The organism is Vandammella animalimorsus (assembly GCF_002285285.1).
Classification (GTDB): Bacteria; Pseudomonadota; Gammaproteobacteria; order Burkholderiales; family Burkholderiaceae_C; genus Lampropedia; species Lampropedia animalimorsus.
Genome location: NZ_NSJF01000002.1, coordinates 441801 through 466137 on the forward strand (window position 1 = coordinate 441801; position 24337 = coordinate 466137).

General features: G+C 67.1%; 19 protein-coding genes. 9 read left to right on the top strand and 10 right to left on the bottom strand.

Annotation, left to right across the window (positions count from 1 at the left end; genetic code table 11):
* Positions 1–60 precede the first annotated feature (60 nt).
* Both CK620_RS05440 and CK620_RS05445 read left to right on the top strand, forming a co-directional pair.
* Complete coding sequence (locus CK620_RS05440; protein WP_095549431.1) at positions 61–3261, top strand: type I restriction endonuclease subunit R; 3201 nt, start codon at positions 61–63, stop codon at positions 3259–3261.
* A gap of 50 nt (positions 3262–3311) precedes the next feature.
* The gene (locus CK620_RS05445; RefSeq protein ID WP_095549432.1) at positions 3312–3953 is read left to right on the top strand and encodes a GIY-YIG nuclease family protein; all 642 of its coding nucleotides are present in this window, start codon (positions 3312–3314) and stop codon (positions 3951–3953) included.
* Positions 3954–4331: 378 nt separating this feature from the next.
* Here CK620_RS05445 and CK620_RS05450 read toward each other — a convergent pair whose 3' ends face one another.
* From CK620_RS05450 to CK620_RS05465, 4 genes are all read right to left on the bottom strand, one after another.
* Positions 4332–4703: a DsrE family protein gene (locus CK620_RS05450; RefSeq protein WP_095541823.1), complete on the bottom strand. Its 372-nt coding sequence runs from the start codon at positions 4701–4703 to the stop codon at positions 4332–4334.
* Positions 4704–4765: 62 nt separating this feature from the next.
* Positions 4766–5119, bottom strand: a complete 354-nt coding sequence (locus CK620_RS05455; RefSeq protein WP_095549433.1) for a DUF5368 family protein — start codon at positions 5117–5119, stop codon at positions 4766–4768.
* Between the two features lie 29 nt (positions 5120–5148).
* Entirely contained in the window at positions 5149–6477 is a 1329-nt protein-coding gene (locus CK620_RS05460; protein ID WP_095549434.1) for an NAD(P)/FAD-dependent oxidoreductase, read from the bottom strand.
* Positions 6478–6978: 501 nt separating this feature from the next.
* Positions 6979–7407 carry a DUF4395 family protein gene (locus tag CK620_RS05465; RefSeq protein WP_095541826.1) on the bottom strand — a complete coding sequence of 143 codons (429 nt, stop codon included), beginning with the start codon at positions 7405–7407 and terminating at the stop codon, positions 6979–6981.
* On the opposite strand from CK620_RS05465, the gene CK620_RS13795 reads away from it, so the two are divergent.
* Both CK620_RS13795 and CK620_RS05470 read left to right on the top strand, forming a co-directional pair.
* Positions 7406–7651 carry a hypothetical protein gene (locus CK620_RS13795; protein ID WP_143325951.1) on the top strand — a complete coding sequence of 82 codons (246 nt, stop codon included), beginning with the start codon at positions 7406–7408 and terminating at the stop codon, positions 7649–7651. The two genes, CK620_RS05465 and CK620_RS13795, sit on opposite strands and share 2 nt — an antisense overlap.
* 135 nt (positions 7652–7786) lie before the next feature.
* Positions 7787–8791, top strand: a complete 1005-nt coding sequence (locus tag CK620_RS05470; protein WP_095549435.1) for a Bug family tripartite tricarboxylate transporter substrate binding protein — start codon at positions 7787–7789, stop codon at positions 8789–8791.
* Between the two features lie 48 nt (positions 8792–8839).
* On the opposite strand, the gene CK620_RS05475 is transcribed toward CK620_RS05470, so the two are convergent.
* Both CK620_RS05475 and CK620_RS05480 read right to left on the bottom strand, forming a co-directional pair.
* Positions 8840–9667 (bottom strand): 16S rRNA (uracil(1498)-N(3))-methyltransferase, encoded by an 828-nt coding sequence (locus CK620_RS05475; protein WP_095549436.1) that lies wholly within the window; start codon positions 9665–9667, stop codon positions 8840–8842.
* Between the two features lie 19 nt (positions 9668–9686).
* The gene (locus tag CK620_RS05480; protein ID WP_095549437.1) at positions 9687–10784 is read right to left on the bottom strand and encodes an aminoglycoside phosphotransferase family protein; all 1098 of its coding nucleotides are present in this window, start codon (positions 10782–10784) and stop codon (positions 9687–9689) included.
* A 153-nt stretch (positions 10785–10937) separates the two neighbouring features.
* Between CK620_RS05480 and CK620_RS05485 the strand changes: the two genes are divergently transcribed.
* The 3 genes from CK620_RS05485 to rsmA all read left to right on the top strand — a co-directional run bounded on the left by CK620_RS05485 (position 10938) and on the right by rsmA (position 15864).
* The gene (locus tag CK620_RS05485; RefSeq protein WP_238946028.1) at positions 10938–13328 is read left to right on the top strand and encodes an LPS-assembly protein LptD; all 2391 of its coding nucleotides are present in this window, start codon (positions 10938–10940) and stop codon (positions 13326–13328) included.
* Between the two features lie 235 nt (positions 13329–13563).
* A complete protein-coding gene (locus CK620_RS05490; RefSeq protein WP_238946029.1) occupies positions 13564–15015 on the top strand; it encodes a peptidylprolyl isomerase in 1452 nt (483 codons plus the stop codon).
* A 33-nt stretch (positions 15016–15048) separates the two neighbouring features.
* Entirely contained in the window at positions 15049–15864 is an 816-nt protein-coding gene (gene rsmA / locus CK620_RS05495) for a 16S rRNA (adenine(1518)-N(6)/adenine(1519)-N(6))-dimethyltransferase RsmA (RefSeq protein ID WP_095549439.1), read from the top strand.
* Positions 15865–15932: 68 nt separating this feature from the next.
* On the opposite strand, the gene lysM is transcribed toward rsmA, so the two are convergent.
* Positions 15933–16424: a peptidoglycan-binding protein LysM gene (lysM, locus tag CK620_RS05500; RefSeq protein WP_095541832.1), complete on the bottom strand. Its 492-nt coding sequence runs from the start codon at positions 16422–16424 to the stop codon at positions 15933–15935.
* A 245-nt stretch (positions 16425–16669) separates the two neighbouring features.
* On the opposite strand from lysM, the gene CK620_RS05505 reads away from it, so the two are divergent.
* Both CK620_RS05505 and CK620_RS05510 read left to right on the top strand, forming a co-directional pair.
* Positions 16670–17455: a type III pantothenate kinase gene (locus CK620_RS05505; protein WP_095539637.1), complete on the top strand. Its 786-nt coding sequence runs from the start codon at positions 16670–16672 to the stop codon at positions 17453–17455.
* 31 nt (positions 17456–17486) lie between these two features.
* Positions 17487–18224 (top strand): hypothetical protein, encoded by a 738-nt coding sequence (locus CK620_RS05510; protein WP_095549440.1) that lies wholly within the window; start codon positions 17487–17489, stop codon positions 18222–18224.
* A 32-nt stretch (positions 18225–18256) separates the two neighbouring features.
* On the opposite strand, the gene CK620_RS05515 is transcribed toward CK620_RS05510, so the two are convergent.
* From CK620_RS05515 to CK620_RS05525, 3 genes are all read right to left on the bottom strand, one after another.
* On the bottom strand, positions 18257–20161 hold the full coding sequence (locus CK620_RS05515) for a hypothetical protein (protein WP_095549441.1): 1905 nt from the start codon (positions 20159–20161) through the stop codon (positions 18257–18259).
* 43 nt (positions 20162–20204) lie between these two features.
* On the bottom strand, positions 20205–20912 hold the full coding sequence (locus tag CK620_RS05520; protein ID WP_095549442.1) for a protein-L-isoaspartate O-methyltransferase family protein: 708 nt from the start codon (positions 20910–20912) through the stop codon (positions 20205–20207).
* 156 nt (positions 20913–21068) lie between these two features.
* Positions 21069–24332 (bottom strand): efflux RND transporter permease subunit, encoded by a 3264-nt coding sequence (locus CK620_RS05525; RefSeq protein WP_095549443.1) that lies wholly within the window; start codon positions 24330–24332, stop codon positions 21069–21071.
* Positions 24333–24337 lie beyond the last annotated feature (5 nt).

Consider the following 24337-nt stretch of genomic DNA (forward strand, 5'->3'; position numbering starts at 1 on the left):
CGGCATGGCCTGCTTGATTGAAAACATGCTGGCTCTGCCGGGCAACGAGGAGAGGTAAACATGGCTTTTCTTTCCGAAGCCGAGGTGGAGCAAGCCCTGCTGGCGCAGCTTGAGGCGCTGGGCTATGGCATTGCGCGCGAGGAGGAGATTGGCCCGGATGGCAGGCGGCCGGAGCGGGACAGCTACGCCGATGTGGTGCTGCAAAAGCGCTTGCAGGCGGCGGTGGCGCGGCTCAATCCGGGCTTGCCGGATGAGGCGCGGCAAGACGCGGTGCGGCGGGTGTTGCAGTCCGGCTTTCCTGATTTGTTGGAAGAAAACCGCCGCCTGCACCGGCTGATGACCGAGGGCGTGGACGTGGAGTACTACGCCGATGATGGCACGCTGACGGCGGGCAAGGTCTGGCTGATGGATTTTGAGCGGCCACACAACAACGACTGGCTGGCGGTGAGTCAGTTTGTGGTGATCCACGGCCAGTACCGACGGCGGCCGGATGTGGTGGTGTTCGTCAACGGCTTGCCGCTGGCAGTGATCGAGCTGAAAGCGCCGGGCAGCGCGGGAGCGCATCTGGCGGCAGCGTTCAACCAGTTGCAGACCTACAAGCAGCAGATTCCGGCGCTGTTCCACAGCAATGTGCTGCTGGTGACGTCCGACGGCATCGCGGCGCGGGTGGGGTCGCTGTCGGCCAATCTGGAGCGCTTCATGCCGTGGCGCACCACCGATGGCAGGCAGGTGGCCGCAAAAGGCGAGCCGGAACTTTCCACGCTGATCGAGGGGGTGTTCGAGCATCGCCGCCTGCTGGCTTTGCTGCGCGATTTCACGGTGTTTGCCGAGACCGGTTCCGGGCTGTCCAAGATCATCGCGGGTTATCACCAGTTCCACGCAGTGCGCCATGCCGTGGCATCGACGATTCGCGCCGCCGCGCCGGTGCTTGGGGTGGCGGAAGAGCCCGCGGCCTATGGCCTGCCCAGCGTCAAGACGCAACGCCCGGGTGATAAACGTGCTGGCGTGATCTGGCACACCCAGGGCTCGGGCAAAAGCCTGCTGATGGCGTTTTACGCCGGGCAGCTGGTCAAACACCCGGCCATGACCAATCCGACCCTGGTGGTGTTGACCGACCGCAACGATCTGGACGATCAGTTGTTTGCCACCTTCTCGATGTGCCAAGACCTGATCCGGCAGACGCCGGTGCAGGCCGAGAGCCGCGAGCATTTGCTGGCCTTGCTGAACCGCGCCTCAGGCGGGGTGATTTTCACCACCTTGCAGAAGTTTGGCGAGATCGCCGCGCCGCTGACCACGCGCAGCAACGTGGTGGTGATGGCCGATGAGGCGCACCGCAGCCAGTACGGCTTCAAGGCCAGGGTGGACGCGAAAACCGGGGAGATTTCCTACGGCTTTGCCAAGTACATGCGCGATGCGCTGCCCAATGCGTCGTTCATCGGTTTCACCGGCACGCCGATCGAGGCGGACGATGTCAACACGCCAGCGGTATTCGGCAACTACATCGATGTCTACGACATCAGCCGCGCGGTCGAGGATGGCGCCACGGTACCGATTTATTACGAATCGCGGCTGGCGCGTATTGAGCTGGACGAGGATGAGAAGCCAAAGATTGACGCCGAGGTCGATGCCTTGACCGAGGATGACACGCAGGCCGATCAGGAGCGCTTCAAGCAAAAGTGGGCCACGGTCGAGGCTTTGGTGGGCAGCGACAAGCGTCTTGCGCAGGTGGCTCGGGATCTGGTGGCGCACTTTGAGAGCCGTGTGGCCGCGCTGGAGGGCAAGGCGATGGTGGTGTGCATGAGTCGCCGCATCTGCGTGGCGCTCTACGACGAAATCATCAGGCTGCGCCCGGACTGGCACAGCGAGGACGACAGCGCCGGCGCGATCAAGATCGTGATGACCGGCGCAGCAAGCGACCCGCAGGCGTGGCAGCCGCACATTGGCAACCAAGCGCGGCGCGATCTTTTGGCCCGGCGGGCGCGCGACCCGCAAGACCCGCTCAAGCTGGTGATCGTGCGCGACATGTGGCTGACCGGCTTCGACGCGCCGTGCATGCACACCATGTACGTGGACAAGCCCATGCAGGGCCACGGCCTGATGCAGGCGATCGCGCGCGTGAACCGGGTATTCCGCGACAAGCCGGCCGGGCTGATCGTGGACTACATCGGCATTGCACAAAGCCTGAAATCGGCCTTGCAGCAGTATTCCCGCAGCGATCAGGAAAACACCGGCATTGACGAAGCGCAGGCGGTTGCGGTGATGCAGGAAAAGTACGAGATCGTGCGCGACATGTTCCACGGCTTCGACTACGCCACGGCGCTGGGCGGCACGCCGCAGCAGCGCCTGGCGATGATGGCCGGGGCGATCGAATGGGTGCTGGACAAGCAGCAACAATGGGCGGCGCAAGAGACCAGCGAGCAAGGCAAGAAGAACGCCCACCGCCGCTATCAGGACGCGGTGCTGGCCTTGTCCAAGGCCTTCGCCCTGGCCTCGGCTTCGGACGAAGCGCGCGCCATCCGCGAGGAAGTCGGCTTCTTTCAGGCCATCCGCGCCGCGCTGGTCAAAAGCAGCGCGGGCGCGGGCATCACCGGGCAAGAGCGCGAGCTGGCGATCCAGCAAATCGTCAGCCGCGCCGTGGTCTCGACCGAGATCGTGGACATTCTGGCCGCGGCGGGCATCCAAAGCCCGGACATCTCCATCCTCTCGGACGAATTCCTCGCCGAAGTGCAGCAGATGGAAAAGAAAAACCTGGCGCTGCAAGCCCTGCGCAAGCTGCTGGGTGACGGCATCCGCTCGCGCAGTCGCGCCAATGTGGTCGAGAGCAGGGCGTTTTCCGAGCGACTGGAAAATGCCGTGGCGCGCTATCACGCCAACGCCATCACCACCGCCGAAGTGCTGCAAGAGTTGATTCAACTGGCCAAGGACATCCGCGCCGCCCGCCAGCGGGGCGAAGAGCAAGGCTTGTCGGATGAGGAAATCGCCTTCTACGACGCCCTGGCCGAAAACCAGAGCGCGGTGGACATCTTGGGCGATGCCAAACTCAAACTCATCGCCCACGAGCTATTGACCAGCCTGCGCGAGAACGTCAGCGTGGATTGGGCGCGGCGCGATTCTGCCCGCGCCCGCATGCGCGTGCTGGTCAAGCGCATCCTGCGCAAATACGGCTACCCGCCCGACTTGCAAGACGCCGCCGTGCAGACGGTATTGCAGCAGGCCGAGGCGCTGCTGGCTGGCGCCGGGCTGGAAGATGCCGTTGCATGAGCTATCTTGTTGCGTGATTTGCGCAATCTTCAAAAAGCCAACCCTTTCCCATGCCCCAGATTGTCTATGTCCTGACCAATGAAGCCATGCCCGGTATCGTCAAGATTGGTATGACCGAAGCCGATTCGGTGGAAGCGCGCATGGCCCAGCTCAATGCGCACAGTGGCGTGCCGCTACCGTTCGAATGTTACTTCGCCGCCGAGGTGGATGCCTGCCGCCGGATCGAGAGCATCCTGCACCAGCTGTTTTCCGAGCAGCGCATCAACCCGCGCCGCGAGTTTTTCCGTGTCGATCCGGAGAAGGTGGTGCTGGCGATCAGTATCGGCCCATTTAAGGAAGTCACGCCCGGGCAGGTCGCGGCTGATGCCGAAGACCGACAGGCGCTGGAGAGGGAAAAGTCGCGCCGCCCGCGTATCCGTCTGGCCGCGCTCGGCATCCATCCGGGGGCGGTGCTGCATTTCTCGCGCGATGAGGCCATTACCGCCACGGTGCTGCGGGATAACCGGGTGAGCTATCAGGGGCAGGAGATGAGCCTCTCGGCCGCGGCGCTGGCCGCGCTGCACGAGCTGGGCTACCGCACGCCGGCGGCCAGTGGCTCGGAGCATTGGCTGTTCGAAGGCGAGCTGCTCGACGAGCGCCGCCGCCGCATGGAGGCCGAACAGTTCGACGCGGACGAGCTAGGCGCATCGTGAGGCAAGGCGCAACCAGGGCTTTGGCGCACGGGCGAGCCGTGACTGCCATCATCTTCACAGTCTCTTCACCCGGCCTTTGCACTCCGATGGGGGCACAGCAAATCCCGGTGATCAATCAGCGCAGCACTACGTGTTGGAAGCCGGGTCCGAAGATCGCCCTTTGGGTAAAGACGGGCCGCTATATATATCCAGCTGCAGCAGGTTCAGCAGGGGGCTACGCAGTGATGGACGCGCAGGGCCGAGGCCAGGCCGTGTTTGGCGCTTTGGCCTGGCGGAAAGCCGAAGGTACAGGGCAGTGCGGCCGGCATGAAAAAAGCCCGGCGGCGCTGTATGCACTGCCGGGCCTTGGCAGAAGGGCGCTTGCCCTGTGCGCTGGCTTCAAGTCACCTGCAGGCTGCCCTTGGCGGCCATCAGCAGGTCGATGACGTCCGGGGCGGTGATGATGTCGTAGCCGGGGGCCATGTCGCTTTCCTGCAGACCGTTGTGCAGCATGCAGGATTTGCAGATGGCGACGCGGCCGCCCAGTTCGAGAAAGCTGCCCAGCAGGGTGGGCACGGGCTCGAAGGGGGCGCCAATGTCCATGCCTTCGGTGGCTTTGGGCTTGCCCAGTGTCACGCCTTCGGCCATCAGGATCAGCGTGGCGCTGTGGCCTTTCTTGAGTGCGTTGACGGCCATGGTGAAGGCCACGGTGACTTTGTCCGGGTTGCTGTGGCCGTCGAACAGGGTGGCGACGAAGTCGGTGGTTTGCATGGGTTACTCCTTGAGGTGGTGCTGCTTGAGGGCCTGTTCAGAATCTTGAGCAGGCCCTGGGCTCAGGCTGCGCGCAGCTGCCGAAACCAGCCGGCGATGCTGTAGCAGACGATGGTCGTGCCGATCATGCCCAGCAGGTAGACCAGGCCGATGACCAGCCAGTCGATGGCGCCGCCGGGGTTGGTGGTGCCCGAGGATGCCACCTGGAACATGAGCGCCACGGCCAGCGCGCCGCCGAGCAGGCCCAGGAATTGGCAGGCCACCAGGCGCGTGGGCGCCAGGCGGCGCTCGCGCAGCAACAGCAGCAGGAAGGCCAGTGTGCCGAGGATGCTGATGAGGGGCAGGGCAATCAGCAGGGGCGCGCCCAGCATTTCCTGCAGCACGGCCCACACGGAGGAAAAATCCAGTTCTTTCATGTGTTGTTCTCCTTGTCGTTGGCACGCGCTCAGACCTGGCCGCGCAGCATGCTGATGTAGGTGGGTTTGAGGGCGGTGGTCTTGAGCACCCAGCTCGCCCAAAGCTCTTCCAGCGGGGCGATGACGCCGGGGAAGGAGGGCAGCAGGTTGTTCTGGTAGTCGAACTCCACCAGCATGGCGCGGCCCAGGCGCGTCACCAGCGGGCAGGAGGTGTAGCCGGTGTAGAGGGATTTGCTGGTGGTGCCGGCCATTTCGGCCACGGCGTGGTCAACGGCCACGGGCACTTGCCACTTGACGCTGGCGGCCGTCTTGCCCTTGGGCACGCCGGCGATGTCGCCCACGCCGAAGACGTTGGGGTAGCGCACGTGGCGCAGCGTGCCCTTGTCCACTTCCATCCAGCCATCCTTGGCCCATTTGCCTTCCTGCCAGGGCAGGGGGCTGTTGCGCACGGCGTCGGGCGCCTTCATCGGCGGGATGACGTTGATGAAGTCGTATTGCAGCTCGGTCGTGCCCTCGGTGGTGTTGAAGGTGGCGATGCGGCGGCCCGGGTCGATGGATTTGAGCGAGCGCTCGTAATTGACTTGCACGCCGCGCTCCTGGAACAGCATGCGCACTTTTTCAGCCACCACGGGCACGCTGAACAAGGCCTTGCTGTGGGCGTTGTAAATCAGTTGCGAGCGCCCGCGCACGCCACGGCGGCTGAGGTAGTCCTCCACCAGGAAGGTGTATTTCAGCGGCGCGCCCGCGCACTTCATCTCAGAGGCCGGGCGCAGGAACACGCCCACGCCGCCTTTTTGCGTGAAGCGGTCCATCTCGCGCCAGGTGGCAAATGCGCCTTGCGGGCTGTGGTAGATGCTGCCGATGCCCTCGCGGCCGATCAGGCTTTCGTCCATGCCCTCGATGGCGGCGTAGTCCAGCACCAGGCCGGTGGTGACGAACAGGAAGTCATAGGCAAAGCTTTTGCCTGAGTCGGTCACCACGCGATTGCCTTCGGGGTCGATTTCGGCCACGCGCTCGGCCACCCATTCCACGCCCTTGGGAATGTATTCGGCGGTGGTCGAGACTGGGTAGTTTTCCGGCTTGATGCCGGCGGCCACCAGCGTGTAGCCGGGCTGGTAGAGGTGCTGTTTGCGCGGGTCGATGATGGTGATCTTGGCGCCATCGAGCGCTGCAGCCAGGCGCGAGGCGCTGGCCAGGCCGGCTGCGCCCGCGCCTGCGATGACGATGCGCGCGCTGGTCTTGACCTTGGCCGGTGCGGCCTGAGCGCCGCTGGCAGGCAGCAGGCTCAGCCCCGCGCCTGCCAATCCCAGCGAAATCAGCTCGCGGCGGTTCAATGCGGATTGTTTTTCTTCAGTCATTGACGGAGTTCCTTTGGTTGAACGGAAGGGGTGGCAGGCTAGGGCTTGTGGAGATTGAGTGTTGCGGCGGCGTTGTCGGCCAAAACACCGCAACTGCTGCGTTGAAAGCGCTTGCAAGGTGTCCACACCTTGCGCGCGTTCTCGCCTTGCATTGGCGACTTTGGTCTCGAAAAACCGCTTCGCAAACCCAATCTCAACAACCCCTGAGGAAGGGCGGCGCCGGATCGGTGCGGCCCTTCCCCAGGGGGCTGTGCAAATCTTTGCCTGGCAGACGGCCCAGGCGGATTGGGGCGGGCGGCGCGGCGCGCCTTGCAGGACGCCCCAAAACCGCACAGGCAGCCTTTGCGGCGAAGTCCTGCACAGAAGCCCAAGGGCACGGCACAAAGTCGTACCCTTTGGCAGCCAGAGGGGAAAATTTGCGGGCGTTATTGTGTCCGCTGCCTAGGCGGCCAAACCCCGGCCGAGCGGCTTTCTAGGGTTAGCCCCAGGTGTCGCATGCCGTCACATGGTCTTGGGCGGGAACTTGCTGTACCACAGGCCATAGACCGTGCAGGCGGCGCAGAAACCCACAGCCCAATCCAGCGTGGTCAGCACCATCACGGCAATGCAGGGCACTTGCCACATCGGGCTGCCCAGGTAGGCCAGCAGCAGCGAGACGGCGCTGGCAATGAACAGCAGCTTGTTGGCAAACATCTTGGCGCCGGCGTTTTCCTTTTTGCCGCCCCAGCCGCGCGCCTCGAACAGCTTGGCCCACACGCGGTGCGAAGGGCACTTGTAATGGCCGATGAAGCCGCGCACCAGGCCCTGCACCATGGGCACGGCCATCAGCCAGGGCGACCACAGCAGCGCCGCGCCGCAAAACAGGAAGTTGACGAAGGATTCCCAGCGTGTGACGTGAGACCAGACAGGGGGCAGATCAAAGCGAAGCATGGCAAAACCTCTGCAAAATGGGGATACACGAATGCATCGCCCCGCAGCAGGCGCAGGGGGTGTTGAGATTGGGTGTTGCGGCAGTGTTTTCGGTCAAAAAGCCGCAAGTGCTGCGTTTTCGCCTTTTACTTGCGACTTTTTCATCGAAAACCGCTTCGCCAACCAAATATCAACACCCCCTCATGAGCGCACCGGAACGGGGGTGGCAGGATATTACATGTTTTTTGAATATTTCTGCCTTTAGCGCAGGCAAAAATCAGCGCTGCTCTGTCCATCGCCCGTCTCGGGCGTGCACGATCTACCAGAAAATCGCAGCGCCCCCAGCGGAGGCTGGGGGGACCTGGCGGATGGCCGCCCACTTTTTTTGAGGAAACACACCATGACTTTGCATCCCTTTTCCCAGGCGGCCAGCCGCCGCCAGGCCCTGGCTTTGCTGGCTGCTGGGCTGGCTTCTTCCTGGCTTGCGGACGCTGCGCTGGCGCAGGAGAAGTACCCGGCCCGGCCGGTGACGCTGGTGGTGCCACAGGCCGCCGGCGGCGCCAACGATGTGCTGGCGCGCGTGCTGGCGCAGCGCCTGGCCGAGCAATTGGGCCAGAGCGTGGTGGTGGACAACCGCCCTGGCGCGGGCGGCACGCGCGCCACCGCCGCCTTGAGCCGCACGCGCGGCGATGGCTACACCCTGCTGGTGACGACCGACAGCGCCCAGGTCATCGCCCCGGCGCTGTACAAGAACCCAGGCTTTGATCCCGAGAAGGATTTCATTCCCGTGGCACCCATTGCCCGCGCCGGTTACGTGCTGGTGGCGCACCCGGATTTTGGCGCCAACGACATGGCCGGCCTGATCGCCCTGGCCAAGGAAAAGCCGGGGCATTACGCCATTGCCTCGGCGGGCAATGGCACGCTGAACCATTTGATGGCCGCACTGTTGCAAAAGGCCGCAGGCATTGAATTGCTGCACGTGCCGTACAAGGGCTCGGCGGCCGCGGCCACCGATGTGGTGAGCGGGCAGGTGCCGCTGTCGGTGCAAAGTCTGCCTTCGGTGATGGGCTTCGTGCAATCGGGCAAGCTGAAAGTGCTGGGCGTGGTCAACCCTGAACGCACACCGGCGCTGCCCGATGTGCCCACCATCAATGAAACCCTGCCAGGCTTTGGCGCAGCGCCCTGGTATGCGCTGTTTGCCCCGGCCGGTACACCCGAGCCCATCGTCACGCAGTTGCAGGGCGAGGTGCAACGCGCGCTGGCGCACCCGCAGATGCAGGAGAAGCTCAGCGCCTTGGGCTGCGAGCCGTTTGTGGGCACGGCGGCGGATTTGGGGCAGCTGGTGCGCAGCGATCGTGAGCGCTGGGCCAAGGCTGTGAAAGAGACGGGCGTGACCATCGATTGAGTGGCGCTGGCAAAAGGGGCGGGCTTTGCCCTGCCCTGGCGCGTGCGCTTACGACGCTGCAGGCGCCGCAGACGCTGCGCCTTGGCCCAGGCAGGCCAGCACGGCCGCCAGGGTCAGCGGGGCGGTGTCAGCGCGCAGTGTCCGGGGGCCCAGGCCAATGGGGTGGAATTGGTGCTGGCGCGCCAGTTGCTCTTCAGCTTGGCTGAGGCCGCCTTCGGGGCCGGAGAGCACGCACAGGCTGCGCGGCCCGCTGGAGTGAGGTGAAGCTGTTGCGGTACTGGCCTGTGGCAGCAGTTGTTGTTGCGCCAGCCATTGCGCCAGCGGCGTGGCGTCCGGCGCCAGACTGAGCAGCAGGCGCGTGCCAGGCAGGGCAGGGTCACGCAGCAGCTGGGCCAGCGTGGTGGGCTCGGCAATGGCGGGCACGCGGTTGCGGCCGCATTGCTCACAGGCGGCGATGGCGATGCCTTGCCAGTGGGCGCGTTTTTTGTCGGCGCGCTCGCCCTTGAGGCGCAGCACGCTGCGCTCGGTCATCACCGGCAGGATGCTGGCCACGCCCAGCTCGGTGGCTTTTTCTATCAGCCAGTCCATGCGTTCGTTGCTGGGCATGCCCACGGCCAGGTGCAGGGCCAGGGCGTTTTCGCGCGGGCGCTGGGTCTGGCCGTCGATGCGCACCTGTACGTGGCTGCGGCCCATGGCGGTGATGGTGGCCTGGTATTCGCTGTGGCTGTCCGCGTCGGCGCCGGGGAACAGGCACAGTGCTTGGCCGGGCTGCATGCGCAGCACCTGTACGTGGCGCACGGCGCGCGCGGGCAGGGTCAGCTCGGCGCCGGGCGTCAGCGGCTCGGGCACGTGGATGCGTGGGGCGGTGGCGCTCATGGGCGGTTCGAATAGGTTCTTACATCCGACCGAAGGAAAAGGCCTCGGTCTGTGGCGTTTGCTCGATGGCGTCGACCAAGCGCAGCAGCGGTCGCAGTTCGCGGTAGCGGCTGGCGGTGCTGCGGATGTAGTGGATGAAGCGCGGCGTGTCGGCCAGGTACTGGGGCTTGCCGTCACGCAGCGTCAGCCGCGCAAAGATGCCGGCGACCTTGAGGTGGCGTTGCAGGCCCATCCACTCCACGGCGCGGTAGAACTCGCCAAAGTCGCTGGCCCAGTCCGGCCGCGCGGCCAGCAGGCCGGCCTGGCGCGCGCGCTCCCAGTAGCGCACGGCCAGGTCGATGACGAAGTCCTCCTCCCAACTGTGGAAGGCATCGCGCAGCAGGCTGGCCAGGTCGTAGGTCAGAGGGCCGCGCAGCGCGTCCTGGAAGTCCAGCAGCCCGCTCAGGCGCGCGGGCGCGCCGGCCTCGGCCGGGGCCACCATCAGATTGCGCAGCATGTAGTCGCGGTGCACGAACACGCTGGGCGCCTGCAGGTTGTGCGCCACCAGGGTGTCGAACACGCCCTGCAGCTGCTGGCGCTGCGCATCGCTGAGCTGCACCTGGCGGTGTGCGGCGATGTACCAGTCGGGGAACAGTTGCAGCTCGCGCTGCAGCACGGCGGCGTCGTAGGCGGGCAGGGCATCGGGCCGGGCGCGGGTTTGCATTTGCACCAGCCAGTCCAGCGCCTGCAGCATCAGCGGCTGGGCGCGCTCGGGGGCGTAGTCCGGCGCGAGGTGTTGCAAGGCGGTGTGTTGGCCCAGGTCGTTCATCAGCAAAAAGCCGGCGGCTTCGTCCACGGCCAGCAGCTCGGGCACGGCCAGGCCGGCCTCGCACAGCAGCGCGGCGCTGGCCAGAAAGGGCGCCAACGGCTCCTTGTCCGGCGGGGCGTCCATGATGACGCGGCTGCGCCCGGCGGCGTCCTGCACGCGCAGATAGCGCCGGAAGCTGGCATCGGCCGAGGCGTGCCGCAGGCTGGCGGGCAGCAGTTGGTGCTCGGCGGCGGCGCGCTCCAGCCATTGTTCGAACAGGGCCTGGCGGGCCGGATCGGGCCAGGCGATGGGGGTGCTGGTGGCAGTCATGGGCGGCGATTGTAGGGATGCTGGGCATGCGCCGCAGCGCTGATGTCGCGCCGCTTCGTGCAAGGCGTGCACAGGCCCTGCTGGTATATTCGCGCCTTTGTTTTTGACGCTGCAACGCCGGGCTGCGGCCCGCACGGGATACAGGGGATTTTTGTGACACACGCCGCCGTGCCTGCGCGGCAGCGCCTGCGAGGCGTTGCTGGCGCCTTGTCTGCCGCTGCTGCGGTGCTGACATCTGCGGCCCATGCGCAGGCCGTATCGCCACAGCCGGCCGGGGCGGGCGATTGGAATGGCCCGCTGCGTGCGCCGCTGCAATTGCAGGGCACGGCGCAGCTGCAGGAGCAGGTGCCGCCCGAGCAGGCTGCGCGCCGCCCGGTGCATCTGAGCGGTCAGTCCATCGAAGGCAGCCAGAGCGGGCCAGTGCGCGTGCGCGGCAATGCCCGGCTGCGGCGCGCCGATGCGCTGATCCAGGCCGATGAGCTGCATTACGACCAGGCCAGCCAGACGGCCACGGCCAGCGGCCAGGTGCAGATCGAGGCCGACAGCGGCAGCTACCGGGGCAGCGCCTTGCAGCTGAACGTGCAGACCTATCAGGGGCATTTCGACGATGTGCGCTACCAGCTGCGCGAAAACCGGGCCCACGGCCAGGCGCGGCGCGTGGATTTCCTCGACCGCGAGCGCTACGTGGTGCACGAGGGCGACTACACCACCTGCCAGCGCAGCGAGTACGACCCCGACTGGCGCCCGGCCTGGCGCATCCGCGCGCGCGAGCTGCGCCTGGATCGCGTGGCCGATGTGGGCGTGGCGCGCGGCGCGGCGCTGGAGTTCATGGGCGTGCCGGTGCTGCCCGTGCCTTATTTGAGCTTTCCGCTGTCGGATCGGCGCAAGACCGGCCTGCTGCCGCCCACGCTGGGGCTGGACAGCGTTTCGGGCCTGCAGTACACGCAGCCCTTTTACTGGAACATCGCCCCCAACCGCGATGCCACGCTGAGCCCGACGCTGATGGCGCGTCGCGGCATCGACCTGGGCGGGCAGTTTCGCTATCTGGAGCGCAGCTTCAGCGGCGAGCTGGCGGCGCGCTACATGCCCAGCGACCGGCTGCGCGATCGCGACCGCTGGAGCATGGCCGCGCGCCACCGGCACACGCTGCATTCGCCGCTGGGCGACATCCAGCTGGGCGCGCAGCTCAACCGCGTCAGCGACAACGACTATTGGCGTGACTTCCCGCGCAGCGGCTACGGCCTCAACGAGCGCCTGCTGCCCAGCGAACTCAACGCCCACTGGCAGCGGGGCGATTGGCAGCTGAGGCTGCGCGCGCTCAAGTGGCAAACGCTGCAGGATGCGGACGCCATCATCCTGCCGCCCTACGACATGCTGCCGCAGCTGAACCTGCGCTACCAGCCCTGGGCGCTGGGCCACGGTCTGGATCTGCATGTGGAGCTCGACAGCACGCGCTTTCGCGCCGACCGCAACTTTGCCACCCAGCTGACCGATGGCCAGCGCAGCTACGCGCTGGCGCGCCTGAGCCGGCCCTGGGTGGCGCCGCAGGGCTTCATCACGCCGGCCGTGCAGTTGCACGCCAGCCAGTACCGCTTCGATGCGCCGCTGAGCGGGGGGCTGCGCCGCCACAGCCGAGTGCTGCCCACTTACAGCCTGGATGCAGGGCTGGTGTTCGAGCGCGAGCTGCGCTGGCTGGGGCGCGATCTGCTGCAGACGCTGGAGCCGCGCGCCTTCTACACCTATACGCCTTACCGCGACCAAAGCATGCTGCCGATGTACGACACGGCAGAGCTGGACTTCACCTTCGCCAGCATCTATGCGCCCAACTCCTTCGTCGGCCACGACCGCATAGCCGACGACAACGTGCTGACGCTGGGCCTGAGCTCGCGCTTTCTGGGCGCTGGCGATGGCGCCGAGCTGGCGCGGCTGAGCATCGCCCAGCGCCTGCGCTTTGAAGACCAGCGCGTGACCGCGCCGGGCGTGGCGCCCTACACCGCGCGCTGGTCCGACATCCTGCTGGGCGGCGCGGTCAACTGGTCGCCGCGCTGGGCCAGCAGCGGCATCATCCAGTACAACCTGGACGAGCGCCGTACGGCGCGCTACACGCTCACCGGCCACTACAAGCCCGGCGATTACCGTGTGCTGAGCATGGGCTACCGCATGAAGGCCGACGCCAGCAAGCACGCCGAGCTGGGCTGGCAATGGCCGCTGGCCTGGTGGGGCGATGCGCCCGGCCAGGGCGGGCGCTGGTACAGCGTGGGCCGGCTCAACTACAGCATGCGCGACAAAAAGCTCGTCGATACCGTGGTTGGCGTGGAATACAACGGTTGCTGCTGGATTGGCCGCGTGGTCGTCGAGCGTCTGCAAAACAGCGCGCGCAACGCCAATACCCGCTTGCTGCTGCAGCTGGAGCTGGCCGGCATCTCGCGCATCAACATTGGCTCCAACCCGTTAAACTCGCTGCGCAATCACGTGCCCTACTACCAGGAAATCCGCCCGCAAAGCCTGCCGCCAGCGAGCCGCTTCAGCGAGTACGGCCAGTGATTCGGGCCGCGCCGCCATCGCGTCTGCCACTGCCTGCCGCTGCCCGCTACTGTGACCGCCAGCCGGCGCTGAGCGCACTTTGCACCGCCGCATGCGCCGCCCCGGTCTTTCCCCCATCTCCTCTTGCCATGGCCTGTTGATGATGACCGACCAGCCCCGCTCCCTGCCGCGCCTTGCCCCTCCCCGCGTACACCATGCCCCCGCCAGGGCGCGCCTTCTGCCCAGGCTGCTGAGCTTGGCTGCGTGCTGGCTGGGCGCAGCGGCTTTGCTGCTGCCCAGCGCCCAGGCCCAGGGCCTGCGCATGCCGGGCGCCAGCGGCAGCGGCTTGCAAATGGGCGGCATGGCCGGAAGCGCCAGCGCTGGCCGCCAAAGCGGGCCGGTGCCATTTGCCAATGATTTGCGCGATGCCGCCTCCAACGCAGTGGCCTCCTCGGCTGGCCAGGCATCGGGCGGCCAGCGCCAGGCCGACTTCATCGTGGCCCTGGTCAACTCCGAGCCCATCACGCACGTGGAGCTGCAAAACCGCATGCAGCGCGCGCGCGCCGTGCTGGCCCAGCAGGGCCAGGCGCCCAGCGAATCGGTGCTGCGTCAGGAAGTGCTCAACCTGCTGATTGCCGAGCGCCTGCAATTGCAGGAAGCCAAGGAAAGCAAGCTGCAGGTCGATGACTACACGCTCGACCAGGCCGAGCAAAACGTGGCCGAGCAAAACGGCGTCAGCCTGGCTGCCATGCACCAAGAACTGGCCGCAGCCGGCATTGGACGGGCGCAGTTCCGCAACCAGCTGCGCAACCAGATCATGCTCATGCGCGTGCGCGAACGCGCCGTCGAAGCGCGCGTGCGCGTCAGCGACCAGGAGCTGGATCGCTACCTGCGCGAGCACCCCATCGACGCCGGCCAGCAGCTGCCAGATGCCATCAACCTTGGCCATGTGCTGGTGATCGTGCCTGAAAAGGCCACGCCCGCGCAGCAGGCCCAGTACAAGCAGCGCATCGAGCAGGCCGCCAGCCAGCTGGCCCAGGGGCGTGACTTTGCCGAGGTCGCGCGCGAGTTCTCCGACGCAGGCGAGGCCAGCCGTGGCGGCGAGCTGGGCCTGCGCCCGGTGACGCAATACCCGGAACTGTTCCTGCAGGCCACCGAAGGCCGCGCCATTGGCGAAGTGGCCGGGCCGATCCGCTCGGGCGCGGGCTACCACCTGCTCAAGGTGCTCGAACGCCAGGCCGGCGGCGCGGGCATGGTGGTGCAAAACCATGCAAGCCACATCCTCATCAAGCCCGCGCCAGGCCGCAGCGCGCAAAGCGCCGGGCAGATGCTGCAGGAAATCCGCCAGCGCGTCGTGCAAGGCGGGGAGGACTTTGCCGTACTGGCGCGCGAATACTCCGAAGACGGCAGCGCCGCCCAGGGGGGCGATCTGGGCTGGGCCGGGCCGGGCATGTTCGTGCCCGAGTTCCAGGCCGTGCTCGACGAGCTGCAGCCCGGCGACATCAGCCAGCCCGTGGTCTCGCGCTTTGGCCTGCACCTGATCCAGCTGCTCGACCGGCGCCAGCGCAAGGTCAGCCAAAGCGAGCTGCGCGAAATGGTGCGCGGCGAAGTGCGCGAGCAAAAAGTGCAGGAGGCCTTCGTCAAATGGATCGACGGCTTGCGTGCGCGCGCCTTCATCGAAATGCGCGACGAGCCCGTGCGCGACTAGGGCAGCAGCAACTTGTCCCCAAAGGAGCGCTCCATGCGCCACATCCCTCGCAAGCGCTTTGGCCAGCACTTTTTGATCGACGACGCCGTCATCGCGCGCATCGTCTCGGCCATCGACCCGCAGCCCCAGCAGGCCGTGGTCGAAATCGGCCCGGGCATGGCTGCGCTGACGGCGCCACTGCTCGAGCGTCTGCCGCGCCTGACCGTCATCGAACTCGATCGTGACCTGGTGGTGCGCCTGCGCCTGAACCCGCGCCTGCACGTTGTGGCCAGCGACGTGCTGCAGGTGAACTTCACCGCGCTGGCCCAGCAGCTGGGTCAACCGCAGCAGCCAGCGCGGCTGCGCGTGGTGGGCAACCTGCCCTACAACATCTCCTCGCCGCTGCTGTTTCACCTGCTGGGCGCCATCGATGTGGTGCAGGACCAGCACTTCATGCTGCAAAAGGAAGTCATCGACCGCATGCTGGCCCAGCCCGGCAGCTCCGCCTTTGGCCGCCTCTCGGTGATGCTGCAATGGCGCTATGCCATGGAGCGCATCCTGGACGTGCCGCCGGCGGCCTTTGACCCGCCGCCCAAGGTAGACAGCGCCGTGGTGCGCATGGTGCCGCGCAGCGACTGGGCACGCGTGCCCCAACCTCTGCTGGAGGAGCTGGTCAAGACCGCCTTCAGCCAAAAGCGCAAGCTGGTGCGCCACACCCTGGGCAAATGGTTGCAGGCGCGCGGCTTTGCCGGGCAATTCGACCTGCAGCGCCGCGCTGAGGAAATTCCGGTGCATGAATACACCGCATTGGCCGCGCAGTTGGCCGCACAACAGGCCGATCCGCAGCCTGGCGCCGCCGGGCAGACATGAAAAAGCCCTGCCAAGGCAGACCTTGGCAGGGCTTGAGGCAAAAGACTTGAAGCAGCCTTGCTGCGGCCTTACTGCGCGGGCGGAATGCGCAGCTTCTGGCCCGGATAAATCTTGTCCGGATGGCTGAGCATGGGCTTGTTGGCCTCGAAGATTTGCGGGTACTTGTTGGCATCGCCGTAGTACTTCTTGGCAATGGCCGAGAGCGTATCGCCCTTGACCACGTCGTGGTACTGCGCTTCGGGTTCGGGGTTGAGCACCGTCATCTGGTTGTCCACCTCCGTAACCTGGGCCACGTTGCCGCAGCACAGCGTGACCTTCTCCAGATCCTGCTGAGTCTGTGCCTGGCCCTTGACCGTGACCTTGCCCGAGGCGCTGTCGAACGCCACCTGCACATCGCTGACGTTGAGCTTCTGCGAGGCAATATAGGCCTCGATGGCCTTGGCCGCCGTGGCGTCGAGCGTGCCCTGGGCTGCATTGCCGCTGTCAGCGGTTTCGGCCTTGGCAGCCTGGCCGCCAAACAGCCTCTCGCCAGCCTCTTTGATGAATTTGAACAGACCCATGGTGTTCACTCCTTGAATAACGAAAAGAAACGGCCCGCACTGGGCAAAAGCCAAACCCGCCGCCAAGGCGGCGGGCAACAACTGCCGTATGCGGGGCTGGGGGCAGTGTAGCGTTTTTGCTAAGCCCCGTGTTTTCGGGGCGCGGTTATGATCGGCGCCCGCTGCTGCCTGCCCCCTGGGCGGGTTTTTTCTGGCCCTGCGCCTGCGCCAAGTCTTGGCCGTGTTGGCCTGTTTGTTTTTTTCCCATGCCCTTTCTTGCAATCGATATTGGCAACACCCGGCTCAAATGGGCGCTGTACAGCCAGGCGCGCTGGGGCGCCAGCCTGTTGGCGCAGGGCGTGGAGTTCCTCGACCATGTGGACCGCCTGTCCGAAAACCACTGGGCCAGCCTGCCTGCGCCCAGCATGATGCTGGGCTGCGCCGTGGCCGGTGATGCGGTGCGCTACCGCGTCATGGAGCAGTTGGAAATCTGGGACGTGGAGCCCGCCTGGGTGCACGCCAGCCGCGAAATGGCCGGCCTGGTCAACGGCTACGACCACCCAGGCCGCCTGGGCGCAGACCGCTGGGTGGCCATGATCGGCGCGCGCAACCGCATGCTGGCGCGCGGCCAGTGCAGGCCGCTGATCGTGGTCATGGTTGGCACGGCTGTGACGGTCGAGGCCATCGACGAGCGCGGCCACTTTCTTGGCGGCCTGATCCTGCCCGGCCACGGCATCATGCTGCGCGCGCTGGAATCGGGCACGGCCGGGCTGCACGTGCCCACGGGCGAGGTCTGCCCCTTCCCGACCAACACCAGCGATGCGCTGACCAGCGGCGGCACCTATGCCATTGCCGGCGCAGTCGAGCGCATGATCCAGCATTTGCAGCAGCGCACCGGCCAGGAGCCGCTGTGCATCATGACCGGCGGCGCAGGCTGGAAGATGGCGCCCAGCATGACGCGCCCCTTCGAGCTGGTCGAAAGCCTGATCTTCGACGGCCTGTTGGCCATCGCCCAGCAGCGCGCCGAGGCAGCGCGCGGGGCGGCTGGTTGACAAACCCGGCGGCAGGGCAACAATGCCCGCCATGAACCGCTGGCTCCACCTCACTCCGCGTCGCGCCGCAGCCGCCGCTCTGGCGGCCTGCGCCCTGTGCACGGCCACGCTGGCCCAGGCTCAAGCGCGCGCGCCCATCAAGACCATCGACATCTACGTCAGCCCCTATTACGAGGCGGCTGCGCAGCAGGGCGGGCGCCCGCGCGTGGCGGTGTTTGCGCCGCTGGATGCGCTGCTTTCCTCCAGCGCGCGCAAGGATGTTGAGCGCGCTCGCGATGCCATTGCCAAGGAGCCAGGCAGCCTGACGCCCATGACCTTGATGGTGCTGGCCATCCGCCTGTACGACGTGGGCCTGCGCGATGAGGCGGTGTTTTGGTTCTACGCGGCCAAGTACCGCTACGTGACGCTGGAGGAGGTGCTGGATTTGGATCACCCGAGCCTGTCGCAAGCCGGCCACGCCTCGCGCAGCTTCATGTCGCTGGCTGGTCCCTACATCAACAGCTACGCCTTTTGCGACCTGGACAAGCAGCAGCGCCTGCTGCGCCAGAGCATCGCCTGGACGCAGCAGCACCCCTATGCCGCACTGTGGATGGAGCAGCTGCCGGCGCGGCCTGGCGATCGCCGGCAGAACTTCGCCAAAAGCCTGCAAGGCATCCGCGACGCGGCCCAGCAGGAGCAGGATTACCTGGCCGACCCCAAGCGCCGGGCCGAGTACCAGGCCCAGCGCAAGGCCCGGCATGTGAACGAGCAGTTCTGCTGGAAGGATTGAGGGCTCAGCCTGGCCGCATCTGCAAAAGCAAGTCACTGCTGCAGCACGCTGCGCAGCGCCTCGAAGGCGCTGTCCGAGCCTTTGAAGGCATTGACTGGCGAGAGAGAGAACGGGTTGGCGCGGCGCTCGACGGGCCGCTGCTGCCAGACGGGCTCCAGGAAGAACGAGAAGAACGCCGCGCCGCTGCGCCGGTGCAGCTCCAGCGTCTCGTGCATTTGCCCGGCGCTGATGGGCTTGAGCGGGTGGAACTCGGTGATGCCGTAGCTGCGATGGCCTTGCAGCAGCAGGCCGTCGATGAAGTCGCGGCGCATGCCTGGCTCGCCGTACAGGCTCACGCCCAGTTGCAGGCCGGGCAGGGCCTGCAGGCTGTGCTGGATGGCGAATTTCTGCGGATCCCAGCCGGGGTTGGTGTGCGGCACGATCTGGTGCAGGTACAGCGGCGTGTCGGCCAGGCAGCGGTGCTGGCGCAGCTGCGTGGCGAAATGGCGCAGGTAGCGCACCACCTGTTGCTGACGGAAGGCGTGCCATTGCTCGGCCAGTGGGTTGTACAGGTAGTGGCGCTGGCCCAGGGGCAGATCCACATAGGCCTGCAGCTGCGTGGCCGGGGCGGCTGCGGCCGGGATGCTGCGCGGCAGTGCGCCGCCATCGGGGCGGCTGGCGTCCGCTTCGCTGTGGGGGGCGTGGCGGGTGTGGACGTGGATGTGGCGCGTGTCCAGGTGGCGCAGTGCTTGGCCGGGCGTGTGCAGGTAGAAGTCCAGCCGCTGCGGGCCGCTGGGCCAGTGGCGGTAGTCCAGCTGGGCCTGCCAGCCGACGGCGCGGCCGGCAAACTCGGGCCGGGCTTCGAGCACGTCCTGCCGGCCCTGGGTGATGGGCAGGCGCGCCAGCTGCCGGCCATTGGCATAGACGAGGATGCGGCTTTGGGCGTGCTGCGCCTCGTCGGCCAGGTAGGCCCAGCCGCTGACGGGCAGCTGGCCGTGGGCGTAGGCGTCGATGTGGCTGTGCAGGCGCGCGGGCCATTGCGTGGCCCATTGCGCGCGCGGCAGGGTCAGCAGATCGCTGCGCGGCGCGTCGATCTGCGCCCAATCGGTATAGGCCGAGTGCAGGGCGCGGTTGAGCGCGCGCAGGCTGCCAAAGCGCTGCTGCAGGAACTGACGGAACTGGGCGACGGAGGCGTCGCTGTAGTCGCTGATGCGGTAGGGCTGGGCGTAACCAGGGTTGGTCTCGAAGTCCGGAAAGAGCTGGTGCACCTCGCCCAGCAGGGTGATGCCGCGCAGCTTGCGCAGCGCTGGCTCGCCCGCTTCGCACAGGGCCTGGGCAACGGCGTCGATGGCCTGGGCGCGGTAATGGCTCAGCGCGTTGTCGGTGCGCGCCACCGACCAGGGGTACAGCGGGCTGCCCAGGTATTGGCTGGCAGGCAGCGGGCCGTCCTGGGCGTGGGCGAGGTTGGCGCTGTCCTGCGCCAGGGCTTGCTCCAGCGGGGCGTGGGCGCTGAAGTGGGTGGAGAACAGGTACAGAATGGCCGGTTGCGGCGCATCGCGCAGGGTATGCACGAAGCGCTGCACGCGCTCGGGCTGGATGCGCCACTGGCCTTGCGCGTCCTGCGCGAACAGTTGCAGCAGCGGGATGGGCAGCGTGTAGCCCAGCGTGTAGCGCTGGCCTGCGGCTGTGCCGGGCTGTGGTTGGGGCAGTTGGGCCAGGGTTTGCTCCACCAGCGCGGCGGCCGAGGGTGCAGCGCCACGGGTGCAGGCCGCTTGCAGGCTTTGCGGCACCGTGGCCTGGGCGCTGCCCGGCAGCACGCAGGTGTCGGTCAGCTCCAGCATTGGCGCCAGCAGCAGCGTCTGGGGCGGCTGGGCCTGCCGGGCCGAGGCCAGCAGGGCGGCTGCGCCCAGCACCAAGGCGCAGCCAAGGCCTGTGCTCAGCAGGGCAAGTGCGCGCATGGGCAATGAATGCCGGCCGGGGCAGCCTCAGGATGTCAGAAGGTCAAAACTCGAAACCGCTGGGTTCGGCAAAGCCCTGCAGGCGCGGCAGGTTGAAGTCCCAGGGCGTGCTGCTGTGCAGGCGGCCCTGTTCCTTGCGGATGAGCTGCATGCGCATCACAGGCTCCTGGCCGACGCAGGCCAGCAGGCGGCCGCCTTCGTTGAGCGCGCCCAGCAGTTGCTGCGGCACTTCGGCCACGGAGCCGCTGAGCACGATGACATCAAAGCCGCCGGCGGGCAGGCTTTGTGCGCCATTGGCGTGCAGCACCTGCACGTTGGCGCTGCGCTGCTGTTGCAGGTTGGCGCGGGCCAGCTCGGCCATGTCCGGCGCGATCTCCAGCGTCACCACCTCATGGCCCAGCGCGCCCAGCAGTGCGGCCATGTAGCCCGAGCCGGCGCCGATTTCCAACACGCGCTCGTGGGCCTGCACGTCCAGGGTGTTGAGCATGCGCGCCTCGATCTTGGGCGGCAGCATGCAGCAGTCCGGGCGCGCCAGGGCCTGCTGCTCGGGCAGCAGCGGCACGCTGATGTCCATGAAGGCCAGGCTGCGGTAGGCCTCGGGCACGAAATGCTCGCGCTTGATGCGCGCCAGCGTGGCCAGCACCACGGGGTTGTCCACGTTCCAGGGGCGGATTTGCTGCTCGATCATGTTGAAGCGCGCGGCTTCGTCAGGGTGGGTGAATTCGTGCAGGCGGTTCAGGGGCAGGGTCATCGTGTACTCCGGGCGTGCTGTAGTGGCGCCGCGTTGGGGCGGCGCGGGCCGCCTGGCGCTGGACAGCCCGGCATTTTAGAGCGTGTTGGCCAGCTTTCCGGGGCCTGTGGCGCTGCGGCGATCAGGTGCGGCTGAGCGGGCTATTTGAACAGGCTCTTACAAATGCGTGCGCTGCCACAGGCGCTGGCACCAGGCGCTCAGGTCGTCGAGGTAGCCGTAGACCACGGGCACGACCACCAGCGTCAGCACCGAGGAGGTGATGACGCCGCCGATGACCGACTGGCCCAGCGGGCCCATGGCCTCGGAGCCTTCGCCGCTGGACAGAGCCAGCGGCAGCATGCCGAAGACCATGGCCAGCGTGGTCATCAGGATGGGGCGCAGGCGCACGCGCGCGGCCTTGAGCAGGGCCTGATCGCGCGGCAGGCCGGGCACGCGCCTGCCGTCCTCGTCGTCGTGCGGCTGGCGGGCGCGGTTGGCGAAGTCCACCAGCAAGATGGCGTTCTTGGTCACCAGGCCCATGAGCATGACGATGCCGATGACCGAGATCATGGAAATGCGCGAGCCGAACACCAGCAGGGCCGCGGCTACGCCGATGAGCGTCAGCGGCAGCGACATCATCAGCGTGATGGGCTGCAAAAAGCTCTGGAACTGGCTGGCCAGCACCATGTAGATGAAGACCACGGCCAGCGCCAGGGCCATCAGCGCGTACTGGAAGGATTCGGCCATGTCCTTGGCGGCGCCGCCAAAGCTGTAGCCGTAGCCCGGTGGCATGGGTGTGGCCTGCAGCACGCGCTCGACGTCGGCGGAGACTTCGCCCAGCGAGCGCAGCGCGGTGTTGGCGGTGATGCGCACTTCGCGCTGCATGCTGTGGCGGTCGATGACGTTGGGCGCGCTGCTTTCGTGCAGTTGCGCCACCTGGCCGAGCGTGACGACCTGGGGCTGGTCGCCAGCGGTGGCGCTGCGCACGTTCAGCGGCAGCTGGGCCAGGTCTTGCAGGTGCTGGCGCGCCTGTGGCGCCAGGCCCAGGCGCAAGTCGTAGGTCTGGCCGTCGGGGGCGCGCCAGTTGCCCACGCTCTGGCCGGCCAGCAGCACGCGCAGTGGCGCGGCAATGTCCTGCAGGTGCAGGCCCAGGGCGGAGGAGGCCTGGCGCTGCACCTGCACGCTGACGATGGGCACGCGCTGCTGGGTGCGCGCGTCCAGATCGACCAGGCCGGGGATGCCTTCGAGCTCGCGCTGCAGCTGCGCGGTGATGCGGCCGAGCTCGCCCAGATCGGGCCCCTTGAGGGAGAACTCCAGCTCTTTTTGCCCGCCCACGGGGTCGAGCAGGCCCACGTGCGTGACGCGGATGCCGGCGACTTCAGCCAGCTGGCGGCGCAGCACCAGCGCCATGTCGTTGACGCTGCGCGTGCGCTGCTGGCGCTCGACCAGCCGCACGTACATGCTGGCCTGGTGCTTGCCCGAAGTGTTGCCGATGCGGGTGACGGTGTAGCGCACCTCGGGCAGGGCGCGCACGATGGCGTCCACCTGGCGCGCCTTGGCCTGGGTGTGCTCGATGGACGAGCCCATTGGGGTGTGGAACTCGATGGTGGCCTCGGAGTAATCCGAGGCGGGCACGAACTCCGTGCCCAGCAGGCGCAGCATGAACAGGCTGAGCGCGAACACCAGCGCCGCCAGCGCCAGCGTCAGCAGGCGGTGGCCCAGCGCCCAGCGCAGCGCATCCTGGTAGAGCTGCGAGAGGGCTTCGGTAACGCGCGCAAACCAGCGCGTCAGCCGCCCCAGCGTGGCCTGGTACAGCCGCGCGATGCGGCCGGTGACCGGGCCGTGGCGCTGCGGCGGCAGGCTGCGGCGCAGCGCGGGGCTGACTTGCGGATCGTGCCAGACGGAGGAGAGCATCGGGTCGAGCGTGAAGGCCACGAACATGGAGATCAGCACCGCTGCGGCGATGGTCAGGCCAAACTCGTGGAAGAACTTGCCGATGATGCCGCCCATGAAGCCGATGGGCAGGAACACGGCCACGATGCACAGCGTGGTGGCCAGCACCGCCAGGCCGATCTCCTGCGTGCCCTGCAGCGCCGCGTCGTAGGCGCTCTTGCCCATTTGCAGGTGGCGCACGATGTTCTCGCGCACCACGATGGCATCGTCGATCAGCAGGCCCACGCTCAGGCTCAGCGCCATCAGCGTGAGCATGTTGATGGAAAAGCCCAGCAGGCCCATGAACATGAAGGTGCCCACCAGCGCGATGGGCAGGGTCAGGCCGGTGATGATGGTCGAGCGCCAGGAGTTGAGAAACAGATAGACGATCAGCACCGTCAGCAGCGCGCCTTCGAGCAGCGTGCGCTGCACGCTGGCCACGGCCACGCGGATGGGGCGCGAGTCGTCGCTGACGGCCTGCAGGCGCAGCCCGGCGGGCAGCTGCGCCTGCAGCTCGGCCACGGCGGCGTTCAGGCCATCGACCACTTCGATGGTGTTCTCGTCCTGGGCCTTTTGCACGCTCAGCAGCAGCGTGCGCTGGCCGTTGAACAGCGCCAGAGAATCGAGCTCGGCGGCGCCGTCGCGCACCTGGGCCAGCTGGCGCAGGTACACGGGCGCGCCGCCACGGCGCGCGACGATCAGCTCGCCAAAGTCGGCCGGCCAGGCCACGCGCGCGTCCAGCTGCACCAGGCGCTCGCGCTCGGGCGAGCGCAGGCTGCCCAGCGGCAAGTCCTGGTTTTCGCCTTCGAGGGCGTCGGCCACCTGCTGCGCGCTGATGCCCCAGGCGCGCAAGGCCTGCGGCTGCAGCTCTATGTGGATGCGCCGCTGCACGCCGCCCAGGACCTGCACCGCGCCCACGCCGCGCACGTTTTCCAGCCGGCGCTTGAGCACCTGCTCGGCCCAGTTGGTCAGGGCCACAGGGTCGTGCAGCGCCAGCGCGGCATGGGCGCTGGCGGCGTGTTCTGCGCCCGCCCCCGCTGGCCCATCGGCGGCGGCGCTGGGCGCTGCCGGCTCGGCCACCAGCGCCAGCGACCAGATCGGCCGATCCTCGGGGTCGAAGCGCTGCACGGCCGGGTCCTCGACCTCCTCGCGCAGCTGGCTGCGCATGCCGGCGATCTTCTCGCGCACGTCCTCAGTGGCGCGCCGTCCGTCCATGCTCAGCGCGAACTGCACGATGACCACCGAGACGTTGTCGTAGCTGCGCGAGCTCAGCTGGCTGATGCCGGCAATGGTGTTGACCGCCTGCTCGATTTTTTCCGTGACCTCGCTCTCGACGATCTCGGCCGAGGCGCCGGGGTAGCGCGTGACCACCACCACGACCGGAAACTCGATGCTGGGGAACTGATCGACCTTGAGCCGCTGGTAGGAAAAGCCGCCCAGCACGATGAAGGCCAGCATGACCATGGTGGCCATGACCGGGTTGTGCAGGCTGACGCGCGTGAACCACATGGCGC

What these genes read in the sequence shown, in the direction of transcription:
- CK620_RS05440 (WP_095549431.1), top strand. Translation starts at nt 61, where the DNA reads ATGGCTTTTCTTTCCGAAGCCGAGGTGGAGCAAGCCCTGCTGGCGCAG.
- CK620_RS05445 (WP_095549432.1), top strand. Translation starts at nt 3,312, where the DNA reads ATGCCCCAGATTGTCTATGTCCTGACCAATGAAGCCATGCCCGGTATC.
- CK620_RS05450 (WP_095541823.1), bottom strand. Translation starts at nt 4,703, where the DNA reads ATGCAAACCACCGACTTCGTCGCCACCCTGTTCGACGGCCACAGCAAC.
- CK620_RS05455 (WP_095549433.1), bottom strand. Translation starts at nt 5,119, where the DNA reads ATGAAAGAACTGGATTTTTCCTCCGTGTGGGCCGTGCTGCAGGAAATG.
- CK620_RS05460 (WP_095549434.1), bottom strand. Translation starts at nt 6,477, where the DNA reads ATGACTGAAGAAAAACAATCCGCATTGAACCGCCGCGAGCTGATTTCG.
- CK620_RS13795 (WP_143325951.1), top strand. Translation starts at nt 7,406, where the DNA reads ATGGCAAAACCTCTGCAAAATGGGGATACACGAATGCATCGCCCCGCA.
- CK620_RS05465 (WP_095541826.1), bottom strand. Translation starts at nt 7,407, where the DNA reads ATGCTTCGCTTTGATCTGCCCCCTGTCTGGTCTCACGTCACACGCTGG.
- CK620_RS05470 (WP_095549435.1), top strand. Translation starts at nt 7,787, where the DNA reads ATGACTTTGCATCCCTTTTCCCAGGCGGCCAGCCGCCGCCAGGCCCTG.
- CK620_RS05475 (WP_095549436.1), bottom strand. Translation starts at nt 9,667, where the DNA reads ATGAGCGCCACCGCCCCACGCATCCACGTGCCCGAGCCGCTGACGCCC.
- CK620_RS05480 (WP_095549437.1), bottom strand. Translation starts at nt 10,784, where the DNA reads ATGACTGCCACCAGCACCCCCATCGCCTGGCCCGATCCGGCCCGCCAG.
- rsmA (WP_095549439.1), top strand. Translation starts at nt 15,049, where the DNA reads ATGCGCCACATCCCTCGCAAGCGCTTTGGCCAGCACTTTTTGATCGAC.
- lysM (WP_095541832.1), bottom strand. Translation starts at nt 16,424, where the DNA reads ATGGGTCTGTTCAAATTCATCAAAGAGGCTGGCGAGAGGCTGTTTGGC.
- CK620_RS05505 (WP_095539637.1), top strand. Translation starts at nt 16,670, where the DNA reads ATGCCCTTTCTTGCAATCGATATTGGCAACACCCGGCTCAAATGGGCG.
- CK620_RS05510 (WP_095549440.1), top strand. Translation starts at nt 17,487, where the DNA reads ATGAACCGCTGGCTCCACCTCACTCCGCGTCGCGCCGCAGCCGCCGCT.
- CK620_RS05515 (WP_095549441.1), bottom strand. Translation starts at nt 20,161, where the DNA reads ATGCGCGCACTTGCCCTGCTGAGCACAGGCCTTGGCTGCGCCTTGGTG.
- CK620_RS05520 (WP_095549442.1), bottom strand. Translation starts at nt 20,912, where the DNA reads ATGACCCTGCCCCTGAACCGCCTGCACGAATTCACCCACCCTGACGAA.
- CK620_RS05525 (WP_095549443.1), bottom strand. Translation starts at nt 24,332, where the DNA reads ATGTGGTTCACGCGCGTCAGCCTGCACAACCCGGTCATGGCCACCATG.